This is a genomic window from Streptomyces sp. NPDC031479, assembly GCF_055581065.1.
The window spans coordinates 16,479-30,275 of sequence record NZ_JBVIKC010000054.1 but is presented as its reverse complement, the minus strand read 5'-3'; the positions used below and the strand labels follow the sequence as shown (position 1 = coordinate 30,275).

General features: G+C 70.5%; 17 protein-coding genes. 12 read left to right on the top strand and 5 right to left on the bottom strand.

Annotated features, from left to right (window positions below):
* Positions 1–20: 20 nt before the first annotated feature.
* Positions 21–617, top strand: coding sequence for a hypothetical protein (locus ACZ5D2_RS35660; protein ID WP_468935280.1), 597 nt, complete (start codon positions 21–23; stop codon positions 615–617).
* Positions 618–621: 4 nt separating this feature from the next.
* On the top strand, positions 622–1,260 hold the full coding sequence (locus ACZ5D2_RS35655; RefSeq protein WP_030226294.1) for an OmpA family protein: 639 nt from the start codon (positions 622–624) through the stop codon (positions 1,258–1,260).
* Between the two features lie 28 nt (positions 1,261–1,288).
* Here ACZ5D2_RS35655 and ACZ5D2_RS35650 read toward each other — a convergent pair whose 3' ends face one another.
* The gene (locus tag ACZ5D2_RS35650; RefSeq protein ID WP_468935275.1) at positions 1,289–1,819 is read right to left on the bottom strand and encodes a TetR/AcrR family transcriptional regulator; all 531 of its coding nucleotides are present in this window, start codon (positions 1,817–1,819) and stop codon (positions 1,289–1,291) included.
* A 94-nt stretch (positions 1,820–1,913) separates the two neighbouring features.
* Here ACZ5D2_RS35650 and ACZ5D2_RS35645 point away from each other — a divergent pair, with 94 nt between their 5' ends.
* Positions 1,914–2,339 (top strand): nuclear transport factor 2 family protein, encoded by a 426-nt coding sequence (locus ACZ5D2_RS35645; protein ID WP_468935273.1) that lies wholly within the window; start codon positions 1,914–1,916, stop codon positions 2,337–2,339.
* Between the two features lie 27 nt (positions 2,340–2,366).
* Positions 2,367–3,191, top strand: coding sequence for an alpha/beta fold hydrolase (locus tag ACZ5D2_RS35640; protein ID WP_468935270.1), 825 nt, complete (start codon positions 2,367–2,369; stop codon positions 3,189–3,191).
* 24 nt (positions 3,192–3,215) lie between these two features.
* Here the strand turns inward: ACZ5D2_RS35640 and ACZ5D2_RS35635 are convergent, their stop codons facing one another.
* Both ACZ5D2_RS35635 and ACZ5D2_RS35630 read right to left on the bottom strand, forming a co-directional pair.
* On the bottom strand, positions 3,216–3,413 hold the full coding sequence (locus ACZ5D2_RS35635; protein WP_371676891.1) for a hypothetical protein: 198 nt from the start codon (positions 3,411–3,413) through the stop codon (positions 3,216–3,218).
* A gap of 11 nt (positions 3,414–3,424) precedes the next feature.
* Positions 3,425–4,276, bottom strand: a complete 852-nt coding sequence (locus ACZ5D2_RS35630) for a helix-turn-helix domain-containing protein (protein ID WP_371676890.1) — start codon at positions 4,274–4,276, stop codon at positions 3,425–3,427.
* Between the two features lie 238 nt (positions 4,277–4,514).
* Here ACZ5D2_RS35630 and ACZ5D2_RS35625 point away from each other — a divergent pair, with 238 nt between their 5' ends.
* From ACZ5D2_RS35625 to ACZ5D2_RS35600, 6 genes are all read left to right on the top strand, one after another.
* The gene (locus ACZ5D2_RS35625; protein WP_468935266.1) at positions 4,515–5,009 is read left to right on the top strand and encodes an ATP-binding protein; all 495 of its coding nucleotides are present in this window, start codon (positions 4,515–4,517) and stop codon (positions 5,007–5,009) included.
* Positions 5,010–5,455: 446 nt separating this feature from the next.
* Entirely contained in the window at positions 5,456–5,821 is a 366-nt protein-coding gene (locus ACZ5D2_RS35620) for a hypothetical protein (RefSeq protein WP_468935263.1), read from the top strand.
* Between the two features lie 30 nt (positions 5,822–5,851).
* Positions 5,852–7,120 carry a hypothetical protein gene (locus tag ACZ5D2_RS35615; RefSeq protein ID WP_468935260.1) on the top strand — a complete coding sequence of 423 codons (1,269 nt, stop codon included), beginning with the start codon at positions 5,852–5,854 and terminating at the stop codon, positions 7,118–7,120.
* Between the two features lie 30 nt (positions 7,121–7,150).
* Positions 7,151–7,636, top strand: a complete 486-nt coding sequence (locus ACZ5D2_RS35610) for a hypothetical protein (RefSeq protein ID WP_468935257.1) — start codon at positions 7,151–7,153, stop codon at positions 7,634–7,636.
* 71 nt (positions 7,637–7,707) lie between these two features.
* The gene (locus ACZ5D2_RS35605) at positions 7,708–8,106 is read left to right on the top strand and encodes a hypothetical protein (RefSeq protein WP_468935254.1); all 399 of its coding nucleotides are present in this window, start codon (positions 7,708–7,710) and stop codon (positions 8,104–8,106) included.
* An 88-nt stretch (positions 8,107–8,194) separates the two neighbouring features.
* Complete coding sequence (locus ACZ5D2_RS35600; RefSeq protein WP_468935251.1) at positions 8,195–8,833, top strand: hypothetical protein; 639 nt, start codon at positions 8,195–8,197, stop codon at positions 8,831–8,833.
* Here the strand turns inward: ACZ5D2_RS35600 and ACZ5D2_RS35595 are convergent.
* Entirely contained in the window at positions 8,808–9,398 is a 591-nt protein-coding gene (locus ACZ5D2_RS35595; RefSeq protein WP_371676886.1) for a TetR/AcrR family transcriptional regulator, read from the bottom strand. The genes ACZ5D2_RS35600 and ACZ5D2_RS35595 overlap by 26 nt on opposite strands.
* 129 nt (positions 9,399–9,527) lie before the next feature.
* Between ACZ5D2_RS35595 and ACZ5D2_RS35590 the strand changes: the two genes are divergently transcribed.
* Complete coding sequence (locus ACZ5D2_RS35590; protein ID WP_371676885.1) at positions 9,528–11,108, top strand: MDR family MFS transporter; 1,581 nt, start codon at positions 9,528–9,530, stop codon at positions 11,106–11,108.
* Between the two features lie 121 nt (positions 11,109–11,229).
* Here ACZ5D2_RS35590 and ACZ5D2_RS35585 read toward each other — a convergent pair whose 3' ends face one another.
* Positions 11,230–11,946: a TetR/AcrR family transcriptional regulator C-terminal domain-containing protein gene (locus ACZ5D2_RS35585; RefSeq protein WP_371676884.1), complete on the bottom strand. Its 717-nt coding sequence runs from the start codon at positions 11,944–11,946 to the stop codon at positions 11,230–11,232.
* Between the two features lie 141 nt (positions 11,947–12,087).
* Between ACZ5D2_RS35585 and ACZ5D2_RS35580 the strand changes: the two genes are divergently transcribed.
* A complete protein-coding gene (locus ACZ5D2_RS35580; protein ID WP_468935248.1) occupies positions 12,088–13,755 on the top strand; it encodes a CocE/NonD family hydrolase in 1,668 nt (555 codons plus the stop codon).
* Positions 13,756–13,797 lie beyond the last annotated feature (42 nt).

The window sequence follows — 13,797 nt, the reverse complement described above, 5'->3', positions numbered from 1 at the left end:
GAGACAAGGAAGCGGCTTACATGAGCATTCGGCACACGGTGAAGGTCCGCGGGGGAGCGGCCGCGGCGGTCGTGGCGGTCCTGGCACTCGCGTTGGCCGGCTGTGGCGGCGGCGGGGAGAAGCCGAAGGCGAAGGACGTACAGACCTCCTCGTCGCCGCAGCCGCAGGGGGGCTCATCCGCTTCGGCCCCCGCGGGCGGCGGCAGCTCCGCGCCGCCCCAGATCCTGGCCTCGGTGAACGGCGAGAGCGGGATCGTTCTGACGATCAACTCCGTCACCCGTGACGCGGGCGGCTTCGTGACGATCAACGGCCAGATCAAGAACACCACCGGCCAGCAGTTCGTCAAGACATCGGCCTGGCGCGGCAGCGAGCGCGATCTCAACGGAAGCGGCGAGTCCGTGGCCGGTGCGACGCTCGTCGACAAGGTCGGCAAGAAACGGTACTACGTGCTGCGCGATACGGACGGCAGGTGCCTGTGCACCACGGGGGTGGCCGGCATCGCCGCGGGCGCCACGGTGCCGTTCTTCGCGCAGTTCCCCGCACCTCCCGCTTCGACCACCGAGGTCGACTTCAACCTCCCCACCTTTGCCACGGCCACCGTCAAACTCTCCGGGTGACGCCATGACCACACGCCACCGTGCAGCCGCCGCCACAGCCGTTTCGGCCCTGATCATCGCCGGGGCCCACCTGATCGGCGCCACCGCCGCCCACGCAGACGACGTCAAGCCCTCCACGCCGCCCGGTACCGAGCCGTCCGCCTCGGCGCCCGTGCCGATCGACTCCGCCTCCCCGGGGTTGAAGATCCCCCAGGGCGGGACCCTCGCCCCCGCCAAGGTGCTCGACATCGCCGAGGTCGTCGAGGACCTCGGCGGGGAGCAGCGGCGGCAGGAGACCAATCAGACCGTGATGATGGCCCTGCAGTCCGAGGTCCTCTTTCCCGAGAACAGCGCCGTCTTCAACGCCCAGGCCGCCGCCCGCATCCAGGCCATCGCCAACGAGATCAACACCCAGAAGGCCACCCGCGTCCGCGTCTTCGGCTTCACCGACGACCAGGGCAGTTACGAGCACGGCAAGGAGCTCAGCAAGCAGCGCGCCGACGCCGTGCAGGCGGAGCTGGCCAAGACCGTCACCGCCCCCGGGGTCACCTACGACGTCCGCGGCTACAGCGAGGACTACCCGATCGCCGACAACAGCACCGAGGAAGGCCGCAAGAAGAACCGCCGCGTCGAGATCACCTTCCCCCGCAGCACCGGCGGTTAGGCGGGCGGCCGGTCGGCCGGTCAACCCGTCAGCCCGTCAGGCGTTCCGCCATCGCGCGCGCCCTGCGCGCCGGCTCCGGGCCCGGGGAGAGGGCGGCCACCGTGATCGCGCCCTCGATCAGGATCAGCAGGTCGTCGGCCGTGGCGGGGGAGTCCGGGACGAGTTCCGCGAGCAGCGCGCGCAGGTCCGCCTTGTGGCGGCGTACGGCGTCCAGCACCCCGGGCGGCCCGCCGTCGCCCAGCTCCCCGTACGCGTTCAGGAAGGCGCAGCCCCGGAAGTCCGGCTCCGAGAACCACCGCTCCAGCCAGTCGAAGACCGCGCCGAGCGGTTCCGGGGCCCCCTTGACCGCCTCCCGCAGGCTCCCCGTCCAGCGCCGGTCGCGCCGCTCCAGATAGGCCGTGACCAGGGCTTCCTTCGCCGGGAAGATCCGGTACAGCCGCTTGAGCGGCACCCCCGAGCCCGCGCGGATGCGGTCCATGCCGACGGCCTGGATGCCGTGCGCGTAGAACAGCTCCTCCGCCGCGTCCAGCAGCCGGGTGCGGGCCTCTTCCTCGTCCATGGGGGCAGCGTAGCCCAAACGGCCTTGCGGAGAGAACGATCGTTCTCCTAGGCTTGAGAACGATCGTTCTCCACGACCGAGAGGGGACTTCCGCATGTCCGGAACCACCGCCGTCCGACCGCCCGTTCCGCCCTTCACCGAGGAAACCGCCCGCGCCAAGGTCCAGGCCGCCGAGGACGCCTGGAACAGCCGCGATCCCGAACGCGTCGCCCTCGCCTACACGGAGGATTCCGTCTGGCGCAACCGCGACCGCTTCCTCACCGGCCGGGCCGAGATCCGCGCCTTCCTCGCCGACAAGTGGCAGCGGGAGCTGGACTACCGGCTCCGCAAGGAGCTGTGGGCGTACACCGGAAACCGCATCTCGGTCCGCTTCGAGTACGAGTGGCACGACACCGCCGGCCAGTGGTGGCGCAGCCACGGCAACGAGCAGTGGGAGTTCGATCCCGACGGCCTGATGCGCCGCCGCGAGGCCAGCATCAACGACGTCCCGATCACCACTGCCGAGCGCCGGCTCGCCTGATCCCGCCGGGTGCGGTTCTGTGGAGTCATGGCACAGGTCCGCGCGAACGGCACCACCCTCTTCTACGAGGCCACCGGGGACGGGGAGCCCCTCGTCCTGGTCCACGGCTCCTGGAGCGACCACGACGGCTGGCGGGCCGTCGTGCCCCGCCTCGCGGAGCGCGCGCCGCTGCGCGTCGTGGCCTACGACCGCCGGGGCCACAGCCGCAGCGAGCGGCTGCCCGGGCCGGGCAGCCGGGTGGAGGACGAGGAGGACCTGGCCGCCCTGATCGAAGCCCTCGGCCTCGCTCCGGCGCACGTGGCCGGGAACTCCTTCGGTGCCTCCACCGCCCTCGGGCTCGCTGCCCGCCGCCCAGAGCTCTTCCGCAGCGTCACCGCGCACGAGCCCCCGCTCCTCGGCGTCGTCGCCGACGACCCCGCCCTCCGGCCGCTGATGGAAGCCACCCGGCTCCGGATCGAGGGGGTCCTCACCGAGCTGCGCGCGGGCCGCGACCGGGCGGGGGCCCGCCGCTTCGTGGAGGAGGTCGCCGTCGGCCCGGGGGCGTGGGACCGGCTGCCGGAGCCGCTGCGCGAGACGTACGTGGCCAACGCGCCCACCTTCGCGGACGAGCAGGCCGACCCCGCCTGGGCAGACCTGGACCTCACCCGCCTCTCCCGCTACACCGGTCCCGTGCTGCTGACCCGGGGCACCGAGAGCCCGCCCTGGTTCCCGGTGATCATCGACCGGCTCGCCGCCGCGCTGCCACAGGCGCGGGTCAGGGTGCTGGAGGGCGCGGGCCACGTCCCGCACGTCTCCCACCCCGACCTCTACGTGGACGGCCTGACCGCCTTCCTCGCCGCCGGCGCGGGCTGACCCCGAGGCCCGGAGGCCCGGAGGTCACCCCTCCAGCAGATGGTCCGCCTTCCCGGCCTTGATGTCGCGGATCAGCTGGCGCAGCGATTCCGTCGAGTCGGTGAGGTAGGCCGCCTCCGCTCCCGCGACGGCGATGTAGCTGTTCCCGTCCCCGTCGACCCCGATCCGGTAGCAGCTCGCTCCTTCGCCGCAGAAGGCGTCTTCCCAGGTGATGTCGGCCATCGGCCGTCCTCTCAGAGTTGGCGGGCCAGGCTGTGGATGAAGTCCCGAGACGCCTCGGGGGAGAGGCTGAGGCTCTCCATCCAGTCCAGCTGGGCTCGGTATTTGGCTAGTTGGGCTTCGGTATGCAGGAAGTCCGGCCCGTGCGTGCTGTCCACCTGTGCGGTGTCGAGGCGCGGTACGGGTCCCTCCAGGTAGTTGACGGTCTGCCCGGCGCCCGGGAATCCCCCGGCCTTGAAGGTCAGGACGCGCAAGGTGATGTTGTCCTTCTCGGCTGAGAGGTTGAGCTGCTCCAGCTGTGCCCGCGCCACCTTCGGTCCGCCGAACTGCATCCGCAGCGCCGCCTCGTGGATGACCGTGACGTACGCGGGCGCGGCATCGCCTTCCAGCACCTGCTGGCGCTCCAGCCGGTGGGCGAGCCGAAGGGCGACCTCCTTTTCGGGGAGGGCGGGTACGACGAGGCGGAAGAGGGCCAACGCGTGGTCGCTGGTCTGGAGCAGTCCGGGAATGTGCACCGAGTGGGCGCACCTCATACGTGTGGCGTGTGCCTCCAGCTCGGCAATGTCCAGTATCGGAGCCGACAGTGAGCCGCGATAGCGCTCCCACCAGCCGCGGCGCCGAGGTTGCGTCATGGCGACGAGCGCCTCGATGTACTCCTCGTCGGCGCACTCGCAGTGACACGCCAGGGAGCGCAGCCGCTCCTCGCTGATGGCTCGGATGCCCTGCTCGATGGCGGAGACCTTCGACCGGTCGACTCCCAGAAGTCCGGCCGCCGATTCAGCAGATACGTCTGCGGCGACCCTCATGCGGCGCAGCTCGGCGCCCAGTCGTTTCTGCCGTTCGGTCGGTGCGGTGCGTGGCGGCATGGACGCAGTCTGCCGTGTCGCGGTGCTCGAATCCATGCGTGGCCATACTTCCTCAATGAGGTGGTCAATAGACCCCTATTCACGCTACGTTAGGTAACGCACCGCCCACGCAGGGGAGTCGAAGTGCATCGCCGCAGCATGCCTCGGGCCTCGGCGACGAGCCACGCTCCCCGTTCCGCGTCGGCCATCCGTGCGCGTCGAACTCGCCTTCGTCCAAGCCGACTTCAGGGAGTCCGTCATGCCCAGCCCCCTTTCGTCCTGCCCGCCGCCCCGGCCCGCCGAGGGTCCGTGCGAGCCGCCCGCACCCGACGGGCTCGCGTGCAGCCTCACCGTGCCCGCAGCCCCGTACAGCGGCCAGATCGCGCGCGGCGCCGTACGGTCCGTGCTGCACGCCTACCGGCTCGACGCCCTCGCCCCCGCCGCCGTGCAGGTCGCCGGGGAGCTGATCGCCGCCACCTGGGACTTGGAGCCCGGCCGGAGCCTCTACCTCTCCGTCCGGTACCGCGACGACGCACTGCGGCTCAGCGTCTACGACGCCCACGCCCCCCACGCCCACCCCCGCCTGGCCGCCCACTGTGAGGCCCGGCGGCGGGCGGGGCTGCGGGTGATGGCGGCCGTCGTGCGGGACTGCGGCGGGGTGTGGGGGTTCGGGGAGTCCCGGGAGCCCGGAGGCGGTACGCGGACCTGGGCGAGCCTGCCCCGGGAGGGGGCTGTCGGCTACCTCGCAGGCTGACGAACTTCCCTTGATGGAAAGGGGTTCGGGGTGCACCTGTAGGGGTGTCGACCTGTAAGACGGTGCCCCCGACTCTCGTGCGGCCCGCCGGGCCGCCGGCCCACGGCCACCGTGTACAGAACGGGCGGTCGGCTGAGAGTGCCCTGAGCCCCTCGCGTCTGCTCCTTGTGTTGCCGAACACCGTCATCGTGGGCCGGCGGGGTCGCGCAGCAGGGCTGGTCAACCAGCCGCCGGTCCACTGGCCCGCGTCGGTGGCATCGGCGCTGAAGATGCGCCGCGCGGCGTCTATTTGCCGCCATTTCCGCCGCGACTCGCGAGCTGGCGGGAGTGCCCCTCGGAGTGGCGAGGATAAGATCAGATTTTCTGATTGGGGTGCGATGTCGGGGGATGTCAGCCGGGAGCAGATGCGCCCGCACGCAGGCGGCGCGGACCAGGTGGGGACGAGGATGAACAGCGGGCCGGGGGCAGGGCTGCCGCCGTTGGTTCCGGGCGGGCCTGGAGACTTCGCTTCGACACCGGCGGAGAAGAAGGCGGCGGCGGGCACCATCGAGACCGAACTGGAGCCCGACACCAAGAAGGCTGTCGACCATGCGGATGACGTCACCAGCACCGCACAGAAGGGCTTCGACGGCTGGGATGCAGCCGTAGGCCTGACGAAGGTGGCGGACACCTGGGACCAGCAGGTGAAGACCCTGATGGGACGCCTCGCGGGAGAAAAAGCCGCGCTGCGCGGGGCTTCGGGCCTCTTCGTGGGCAATGACACGGGCCTGCACGACCGATTCCTTTCGCAGTCGAAGTTGAACCACCTCTGAGGGGCCGCAGTGCTGACATACGGAAAAGTCATGACGACGGATCTGGGTCTGCTGACGTCGGCGGCCGCCAAATGGGAGAGCATGGCGGGCGAACTGAAGAAAGTCGAGGCCCGCTACGGCGAAACCGTCCAGAAGATCACCATGGGTGACAACTGGTCTGGTGTCAGTGCTGGTGTGGCCCGGACCAAGTTCACGGCGACACGCTACGAGTACTCGGCGGCGCAGAACCAGGCCAAGGCCATCGCGAGCCTTCTGCGCGGTGCCCACGAGCAGTTCAGTGGCCTCAAGGCGAAGCTGGAGAGTGCCCGCGACGACGCCATAGCCGCCGGCATGACCGTCTCCGAGCAGGGCCACGTCGCCTTCGACTACGCCAAGCTCACCGCCGCCGAGCGCAGTGCCTACGAACACGATCCTGACGGCCGGTCCGCCATCCGCACGGCGGTCGACATGTGGCAGAAGCACATCGACGACCGTGTGAAGGCCTTGATCGAAGCGGACGTGCACGTCAAGGACGCTCTCGAAGCCGCAGTTGTCGACAGCAACCGGGATGCCCTGGGCAAGGGCGCCGACGAGACCCTCACCGGCTTCAACAACTACGCAGAGGGCGACCTGGCCAAGGCCAGGAAGCACGAACCGGCCGACATCAAGACGCATCCCGACCCCGTTACGGTGACCGGCCCCGCCGTCGGCTGGACGGCCAGCGGGATCAAGTACGGAAAGGAGGCCTCGTTCAAGACCTACGCCGACCTCTTCCACGCATCCGTGAGCGGAGATACGTCCTTTGAGGGACTGAAGCTCTCAGGGGTGGAGGACATTTACGGAGGTGTCAGGGCCACTGGAAACCTGGGTGCCACCGACAAGGGCGTCGTCGCCAAGGGCGAGATGTCCGCCGGGCTGCGATTCCTGGAAGAAGCCCGGATCGAACACGGTCCGCAGGCCGCCTACGGGCGAGTGGAGGCCTTCGCCGGAGGCGAGGCCAGCTCGACTGGCAAGTTGACACGGGAAGAGGTCACCATCGGGGCGAAGGCGTTCGCCGGAGGGAAGCTCACCGCTGCGGGTGGTGTGGAGTCCGGCGGTCTTGGTGTCGGTCTGACGGGCGAGGGATGGGCCGGGAAGGGTGCGGAGGCGTCGTTCGGCTGGCGGAGGGACGCAACGACCGGTGTGTGGGAGCTCGACAGCGGGGTCGGCTTTTCCCCGCTCTTCGGAGGCGCGCTGGGGCTGGAGATCACCGTAGATCCGGGCAAGATCAAGAAAACGGCTGGAGCAGTGGCCCATGAAATCGGCAACTGGCTCGACTGACGTCACGTTTCAGTAGAAGGAGGGGCCAAGATGTCCACTACGCTGCCGGTGCCCATCGAGTTCAGCCTGCCGGAGGGCTGGCTTCCGGCTGCCGCCCCTGCAGGCGTCGCCTACGCCGCGGTGCATCCTCATCCGGATGCCGGGTTCGATGCCAACATCACCGTTGACGGGGGACTCCCCAAAGATGAGGTGACGGCGGCCGAGCTTGCTGATGCCTCGGTGGAGCGCCTGCGTGAGTTCGCCGCATCGGTGACGGTGACCCATCGTCGCGAACTCGGGTCCGATGATGCGCCTGCGCTGGCCCAGCGGATCACCTTCTCGACCCTTGTGGGTGACGAAAGCCGCGACCTCGTCCAGTCCCAGGTCTATCTGTTCCTGCTGGACCACGAGGACGTGCGTGGGCGCGCCTTGATCCGGGTGGCCCTGACCGCCACCGCAGTGCAGTACGAAAGCGTCCTGCCCGACTTCCAGGACTTCGTGCGCACGGTGCGCCCGAACAGCGGAGCGGGGGTCTGACGATGGGGCGCCTTCGGGACAAGCTAACCGGTACCAAGTACCCCGACCGCGATGTCAGGCCTTTGCCCACCATGGAGGTGCGGGAAGCGCTGCTCGCGCTCAACGGGCCCGACGCGGTGTTCCAGGTGCGCCACGGCTTTCCCAAGGAGAAGGCCGACCTAGTGGCGGACCGGCACGTTCCGCGGCTGGACCTGACCGTCAAGATCCGGATGCGGCTGGTTCCGGCGGCCCGCGAGGTGCGGGCGCTCGAAGAGCAGTGGGGGAAGATATCGCACGAGTACTCCGGGCGGCAGTACGGCCGCGGGGGCGGAGTCATGGTCGCCAGGAAGTGGCAGTTCGAGAAGGGCCCCGATGGCCGCCGACACCTGGTCGAGACGTTCCGGTTCGACTCGCGGGACATGAAGGACCCCCTGCGGGACGCCGTCCTCGCCGCCGGGTGGACCTGGCGCGGAGTGCTGCTCAAGTGGTGAGCGGTCCGCAGGCCTCTGCCGGGTGAACATCCCCTGACAGAACGGCTGTTCGGGCGTGAGTGCCCGTCCGGGCGGTCAGGATGCGGGCATGGTGGTGGATGTCAGACGGAACCTGGCCGGCGCGGTCTTCGCCGTCGTGCTGATGGGGTCCGCGCTCTGGTGGGTGTCGCTCCCGGACTCCGTGCGGGTGCCCGTCCGGACCTGTGGGGGCGTCCTGACGGGGAGGGAGGTCGCCGCGTTGTTGCCGTCGCGGACGCGCGGCGAGGGGTACGCGGAGTCCCGGGAGCCCGTGCGGGCCGACGGCGGTACCTGGTGCCGGATGACCGCCGGGGGCGGCGCCCTCTGGGGCGACTACCACTGGCTCACCCCCGAGGACGCCCGGAGCCGGGTGCGGGGCAACGCTCCCGTCCGGCTGGCGGAGGTCGAGGGGTACGCGAACGACCATGCGGCGAGTCTCTACCTGCCATGCCGGGCCCCCGCCGGCGCGGATGAGCGATGGCTCGCGGTGAACGTGCACCGGAGGGAGAGCCGGGTGGCGGACGAGGCGGTGCCGCCCGGCGCCGCGGAGCCGCTGGCCGCCCTCGCCGCCGACGCGGCCCGCCACCTCGCCCCGCTCCTGCCCTGCGACCTCGGCTTCCGCATCGCCCCCGGCGCGCCGGTCGCCGGTGCGGCCGTCGTGGAGCCGACCGCCCCCGCGACGGCTACTGCGCCTGGTGGGCGCGGGTGATCAGATCGGTGGCCACCTCCAGGGCGGCCTGGCGGGTCTCCTCCGGGTCGCCCTCCACGTGCTGGAGGAACATCATCCCCGCGTGCAGGGTGAACAGGGCGCTCACGCAGCGCACCTGGTCCGCCAGCGGCCCCTCGTCCGTGCGCAGCAGTTCCACCAGGGTGAAGAGCCGCTTCTTGACGGTCTCGCCGATGCTGAGCTCCCGCATCGTCGCCTGGTTCTCCTGCATGAAGCGGTACAGCTGTGCGCCCGACGCCATCGCCTCGCTGTACCGGCGCAGCACCTCCCGCTTGGTCTCCAGCGTCCGGGGCTGCCCCTGGGCCCACTCGATCAGCTCGTCGATCGGCCGCGTCGAGTCCTCGAAGACACTGATGATGATGTCTTCCTTGGTCTTGAAGTGGTAGTAGAGCGCCGCCTTGGTGACGTCCAGCCGCTCCGCGATCTCCCGCAGGGAGGTCTTCTCGTATCCCTGCTCGGCGAAGAGTTCCAGCGCGACGTCCTGGATGCGCTGGCGCGTGTTTCCGCGCTTGGCCTGCGGAGCGGTGCCGCTGGAACTGCTGGACATGACTCTCCCCACGAGAACTTACTTGACGCCCGGCTAGTAGCAGGACTACCTTCCCCAGTGTAGTGAACTAGCCGGGCGGCAAGTAAGTGCCCGACCGAACGAAGAAGTGCCAGTACCAGGGGAGTGGACATGAGCGAGACGGTCAAGCAGGCGGGCGCCTCGGGGGAGGTGAAGCCGCGCAGCGTGCGCGTCGTGCTCATGGCACTCATGATCGCCATGCTGCTCGCCATGCTAGACAACATGATCATCGGGACCGCGATGCCGACCATCGTCGGTGAGCTCGGTGGTCTCGAACACCTCTCCTGGGTGGTCACCGCCTACACCCTGGCGACCGCGGCCTCCACCCCCATCTGGGGCAAGATCGGTGACATGTACGGGCGCAAGGGCTCGTTCCTCACCTCGATCGTCATCTTCCTCGTCGGCTCCGCGCTCAGCGGCATGGCCCAGGACATGGGCCAGCTGATCGGCTTCCGCGCGATCCAGGGTCTGGGCGCCGGCGGTCTGATGGTCGGCGTCATGGCGATCATCGGCGACCTGATCCCGCCCCGTGAGCGCGGCAAGTACCAGGGCATGATGGCCGGCGTGATGGCCCTCGCCATGATCGGCGGCCCGCTGGTCGGCGGCACCATCACCGACCACATGGGCTGGCGCTGGGCCTTCTACATCAACCTCCCGCTCGGCGCCGTCGCCCTCGCGATGGTCACGGCCGTGCTGCACCTGCCCAAGAAGAAGGCGCAGGGGAAGATCGACTACCTGGGCGCGGCGCTGCTGACCGTCGCCATCACCTCGACCGTCCTCGTCACCACCTGGGGCGGCACCGAGTACGCCTGGGGTTCCGCGGAGATCATCGGCCTGATCGTCGTCGGCCTGCTCTCGCTCGCCGCCTTCCTCTACGTCGAGACCAAGGCCGCCGAGCCGGTCATGCCGCTGCACATCTTCCGCAGCCGCAACTTCACGCTCATGTCCGTGATCGGCTTCCTCGTCGGCTTCGCGATGTTCGGCGGCGTGCTCTACCTGCCGCTCTTCCAGCAGGCGGTGCAGGGTGCCTCCGCCACCAACTCGGGCCTGCTCCTCCTGCCGATGCTGCTCTCGATGATGGTCGTCTCGCTCGTCGCGGGCCGGATCACCACCAGCAGTGGCCGGTACAAGATGTTCCCGATCATCGGCGGCGCGCTGATGGTCGTCGGGCTCTTCCTGCTCGCCTCCATGGACACCGGCACCACCCGCCTCGTCTCCGGCCTCTACATGGCCGTCCTCGGCGCCGGTCTCGGCTTCCTGATGCAGATCACCATGCTGGTCGCGCAGAACAGCGTGGACATGAAGGACATGGGCGTCGCCTCCTCCTCGGCCACGCTCTTCCGCACCCTGGGCGGCTCCTTCGGCGTGGCCCTCATGGGCTCGCTCTTCACCACCCAGGTCACGGACACCATGTCCGAGCGGCTCGGCCCGCAGGCCGCCAAGGCCGCGGGCTCCGCCCAGCTGGACGCGGCGAGCCTGGCCAAGCTGCCAGAGGCCGTGCGCGACGCCTACCAGCACGCGGTGGCCGCCGGTACGCACTCGGCGTTCCTGCTGGGCGCGGGCATCGCCGTACTGGGCTTCGTGCTCGCCTGGTTCGTCAAGGAGGTCCCGCTGCGGGGCGCCGGTCCGGCCCAGGGCGGCGGCGAGGGCGCCAAGGCCGCGCCCGCTCCGCAGGACTCCTTCGCGCACTGAGTCCCCCGCGCGGGAACGCGCGGTGCGCACGCGGCACGCGGCACACACCACACGGGTCCGGCCCGGGGAGAGATCCCCGGGCCGGACCCGTTTCCGTATGCGGCCCCGCGGCCCCGCGGGATCAGCCGGTGTCGAGCCCGTCCACGAGGCGGTTGAGGAACCGGTCGAAGGTGGCTTCGGGCGTGAGGGGGCGTCCGGGGGCGGCGAGGGCCTCGGCGAGTTCCGGGTGGCGGCCGTCCGTCGCGACGGCGGTGAGGTAGCGGACTTCCGCCGCGGCCCGGTCGGGGGACTGCGAGGCCGCGGCCCGCGCGATCTCGTGGCCGACGTGCCCGGCCACGAACGCGGTCAGCTGGGCGAAGACCTCCAGCTTCGCCGCGCCGTCCAGCCCCGTGGGCCGCAGGGCGGCGAGCGCGCGTTCCAGGAAGGCCAGGGTGTTGGGGCCGGGGGTGCGGTGGGTGGCCAGAGCGGCGGGCAGCCAGGGGTGTCGCAGCATGTGGGCGCGCTGGAGGTGCGCGATGGCCTTCAGCTCGGCGCGCCAGTCGCCGGTGGGCGCGTGCGCGGCCGGCAGTTCGCCGCTGACGTGGTCGACCATCAGCTCCAGCAGCGTCTCCTTGTCGGGGGCGTAGCTGTAGAGCGACATGGCGCCGGCTCCGACCTGCGCGGCGACCTTCCGGATGGTGACCGCTTCGAGCCCCTCCGCGTCCGCCAGGGCGACGGCCGCCGCGGTGATCGTCTCTCTGCTGTAGGCGGGCTTGCGCCCCCTGCGGGGCTGGTCGGAACCCAGCCAGAGCTGCTCGGGGTCGATGCCTGCGGCATCGGCCCCTCCTCTACGGGGCATGGTCCATGCTCCCTTCCTTGATCAGGGCGGCCCTTGCGGGCCTCATCCAAGCATCCTGTATTCTCGTACACTGTACGGACATGGAGGAGGGGAACGATGGCAACACGCACGCACGGTCCTGCGCCGAGGACGACCTGGGCGATGCCTTCCGGTAAGCCGCCGCTGGCCTCGCGGATGATGAGGGCGACCTGGCGCGGCCTCCCGGCCAAGCGGTACGACGTCGGGTGGGAGCCGGGGCTGCGGGTGCCGGCCGCCGACGGCAGCCCGCTGGTCACGGACCACTACTTCCCGCGCGCCGACGGCGACTTCCCCACCCTCCTGGTGCGCTCGCCGTACGGCAGGGGCCTGCCGTGGTCTCCGATGTACGGCGTGCTCTTCGCCGAACAGGGCTTTCACGTGGTGCTGCAGAGCTGCCGCGGCACCGGCGGCTCCGGCGGCGAGTTCGACCTGTGGCGCAACGAGGCCGCCGACGGCCGGGCCACGGTGTCCTGGCTGCGCGAGCAGAGCTGGTTCGACGGAACACTGGGGACCGTCGGGCCCAGCTACCTGGGATACGTGCAGTGGGCCCTCGCCGCGGACCCGCCGCCGGAGCTGAAGGCGATGGTGGTGCAGGTGGGGCTGCACGATCCGTACTCCCTGTTCTACGCGGACGGTGCGCTCCGCCTGGAGAACGCCCTCGCCGTCGGCGCCGGCATGACGTACCAGCACCAGGGCATGGGCCGGTTCGTCAGGGCGACGATGCGTCTGCAGCGCCGCCTGGGCGAAGTCACCACCGCGCGGCCGCTGCGCGGGGCGTACGCGCCCGCCCTCGGGGGTGACGTGCCCTGGCTGGACGAGGTGATGTCGCACCCGGACGCCGAGGACGCGTACTGGCACGGCGCGTCGATGGCGACGGTGGCGGAGCGGCTGGGCGTGCCGACCGCTTTGATCACCGGATGGCACGACGTCATGGGCGACCAGACCCTGGGGCAGTACCACCGGCTGCGCGAGGCCGGCTGCGAGACCTCCCTGCTCGTCGGCCCCTGGACCCACACGTCCGCGCTGCAGCAGGGGTGGCCCGAGGTCTTCGCCGAGAGCCTCGCCTGGCTGCGCGCGCACCTGTGCGGCGATGCCTCCGGTCTCCGTCCCACCAGGGTCCGCGTGCACGTCGGCGGCGAAGACGACTGGCGGGACCTCGACGACTGGCCGCCGGCCGCGGCCACCACCTCGTGGTTCCCGGCCGAGCAGGGGCGGCTCACCGAGCGGGCTCCCGCGCAGTCCGCGCCACTGGCGTCGGTCCGCTACGACCCGGACGACCCCACCCCCTCGCTCGGCGGCCCGCTGCTCTCCCGTACGGCCGGTCCTCGTGACAACGGCGCCCTGGAGAGCCGGGACGACGTGCTGACGTTCACCGGACCCCCGCTGACGGCGCCCGTGGACGTCCTCGGCCCGGTCACCGCCCGGTTGACCATCTCCACGGACACCGGCCACGCCGACGTCTTCACCCGCCTGTGCGACGTGGACGAGCAGGGCCGCTCCGTCAACATCTGCGACGGGCTGGGCCGGCTTCGGACGGAGGAAGGCATGCCCTCGACCGTCACCGTGCCGATGAGTTCCACCGCCCACCGCTTCGCCGTCGGTCACCGCATGCGCTGGCAGATCAGCGGGGGCGCCCATCCGCGCTACGCCCGCAACCCCGGCACCGGGGAGTCGTCGGCGGACGCCACGACCTTCACGCCGGTGCGCATCACGCTCCACACGGACTCCGCGCTGGTGCTCGCAACGCCCGGCCCCGGTGCCGTGGGGCAGGAGGGGCGTCCGGGGCTATAAAGGACCAAAGTCCTTATTACCTGGAATTTATAGGGCAATCGG

Coding starts and splice junctions, on each gene's coding strand:
- ACZ5D2_RS35600 (WP_468935251.1), top strand. CDS start 8,195: ATGGTGGTGGATGTCAGACGGAACCTGGCCGGCGCGGTCTTCGCCGTC.
- ACZ5D2_RS35625 (WP_468935266.1), top strand. CDS start 4,515: ATGCCCAGCCCCCTTTCGTCCTGCCCGCCGCCCCGGCCCGCCGAGGGT.
- ACZ5D2_RS35635 (WP_371676891.1), bottom strand. CDS start 3,413: ATGGCCGACATCACCTGGGAAGACGCCTTCTGCGGCGAAGGAGCGAGC.
- ACZ5D2_RS35580 (WP_468935248.1), top strand. CDS start 12,088: ATGCCTTCCGGTAAGCCGCCGCTGGCCTCGCGGATGATGAGGGCGACC.
- ACZ5D2_RS35650 (WP_468935275.1), bottom strand. CDS start 1,819: ATGGACGAGGAAGAGGCCCGCACCCGGCTGCTGGACGCGGCGGAGGAG.
- ACZ5D2_RS35660 (WP_468935280.1), top strand. CDS start 21: ATGAGCATTCGGCACACGGTGAAGGTCCGCGGGGGAGCGGCCGCGGCG.
- ACZ5D2_RS35605 (WP_468935254.1), top strand. CDS start 7,708: ATGGAGGTGCGGGAAGCGCTGCTCGCGCTCAACGGGCCCGACGCGGTG.
- ACZ5D2_RS35615 (WP_468935260.1), top strand. CDS start 5,852: ATGACGACGGATCTGGGTCTGCTGACGTCGGCGGCCGCCAAATGGGAG.
- ACZ5D2_RS35640 (WP_468935270.1), top strand. CDS start 2,367: ATGGCACAGGTCCGCGCGAACGGCACCACCCTCTTCTACGAGGCCACC.
- ACZ5D2_RS35620 (WP_468935263.1), top strand. CDS start 5,456: ATGAACAGCGGGCCGGGGGCAGGGCTGCCGCCGTTGGTTCCGGGCGGG.
- ACZ5D2_RS35590 (WP_371676885.1), top strand. CDS start 9,528: ATGAGCGAGACGGTCAAGCAGGCGGGCGCCTCGGGGGAGGTGAAGCCG.
- ACZ5D2_RS35630 (WP_371676890.1), bottom strand. CDS start 4,276: ATGCCGCCACGCACCGCACCGACCGAACGGCAGAAACGACTGGGCGCC.
- ACZ5D2_RS35585 (WP_371676884.1), bottom strand. CDS start 11,946: ATGCCCCGTAGAGGAGGGGCCGATGCCGCAGGCATCGACCCCGAGCAG.
- ACZ5D2_RS35610 (WP_468935257.1), top strand. CDS start 7,151: ATGTCCACTACGCTGCCGGTGCCCATCGAGTTCAGCCTGCCGGAGGGC.
- ACZ5D2_RS35595 (WP_371676886.1), bottom strand. CDS start 9,398: ATGTCCAGCAGTTCCAGCGGCACCGCTCCGCAGGCCAAGCGCGGAAAC.
- ACZ5D2_RS35645 (WP_468935273.1), top strand. CDS start 1,914: ATGTCCGGAACCACCGCCGTCCGACCGCCCGTTCCGCCCTTCACCGAG.
- ACZ5D2_RS35655 (WP_030226294.1), top strand. CDS start 622: ATGACCACACGCCACCGTGCAGCCGCCGCCACAGCCGTTTCGGCCCTG.